The sequence below is a fragment of the Thalassospira profundimaris genome, assembly GCF_003326675.1.
GTDB lineage: Bacteria > Pseudomonadota > Alphaproteobacteria > Rhodospirillales > Thalassospiraceae > Thalassospira > Thalassospira aquimaris.
Map to the genome: position 1 here is coordinate 1 of NZ_JPWF01000040.1, position 1,164 is coordinate 1,164.

The following is a 1,164-nucleotide window of genomic DNA, read 5'->3' on the forward strand; positions in this document are numbered from 1 at the left end:
AATGGCTAAAGAAAAGTTTGCGCGTACAAAACCGCACGTTAACGTTGGCACCATCGGCCACGTTGACCACGGTAAAACCACGCTGACCGCAGCGATCACCAAAGTTCTCGCAGAACAGGGTGGCGCAGCGTTCCAGGACTACAGCATGATCGACAAAGCACCGGAAGAGAAAGCTCGTGGTATCACGATCTCGACCGCGCACGTCGAATATGAAACCGAAAACCGCCACTATGCGCACGTCGACTGCCCGGGCCACGCTGACTATGTTAAAAACATGATCACCGGTGCGGCACAGATGGACGGCGGCATTCTGGTATGTTCGGCTGCAGACGGCCCGATGCCGCAGACCCGCGAGCACATCCTGCTTGCACGTCAGGTTGGCGTTCCGGCTCTCGTAGTCTTCATGAACAAAGTTGACCAGGTTGACGACGAAGAGCTCCTCGAGCTCGTCGAAATGGAAATCCGTGAACTTCTGTCGTCCTACGACTTCCCGGGCGACGATATTCCGATCATCAAGGGCTCGGCTCTTGCTGCTCTGGAAGGTCGCGATGACGAAATCGGCAAAAACGCTATCCTCGAACTGATGGCTGCTGTTGATGCGTACATCCCGGCACCGGATCGTCCGAAAGACAAGCCGTTCCTGATGCCGATCGAAGACGTGTTCTCGATTTCGGGTCGTGGTACGGTTGTTACCGGTCGTGTTGAAACCGGCGTAGTTAAAGTTGGCGAAGAGATCGAAATCGTCGGCATTAAAGACACCGTCAAAACGACCGTTACCGGCGTTGAAATGTTCCGCAAGCTGCTCGATCAGGGCGAAGCTGGCGACAACATCGGCGCACTGCTTCGTGGTACCAAGCGTGAAGACGTCGAGCGTGGCCAGGTTCTGGCACATGTCGGCTCGATCAAGCCGCACACGAAGTTCACTGCCGAAGCATACATCCTGACCAAGGATGAAGGTGGCCGTCACACGCCGTTCTTCTCGAACTACCGTCCGCAGTTCTACTTCCGTACGACTGACGTCACCGGTTCGATCGAGCTGCCGGCTGGCACCGAAATGGTTATGCCGGGCGACAACGTCCAGATGACCGCGACCCTCATTGCACCGATCGCAATGGACGAAGGTCTGCGTTTCGCAATCCGTGAAGGCGGTCGTACCGTCGGCGC

The 1,164-nt window shown here is 56.4% G+C and carries 1 protein-coding gene; it reads left to right on the forward strand.

What is annotated here, in order from left to right; translation table 11 throughout:
* Position 1: 1 nt before the first annotated feature.
* Positions 2-1,164, forward strand: a 1,163-nt coding sequence (tuf, locus tag TH19_RS22330) for an elongation factor Tu (RefSeq protein WP_114104558.1), incomplete at its 3' end; no start/stop codon positions are given.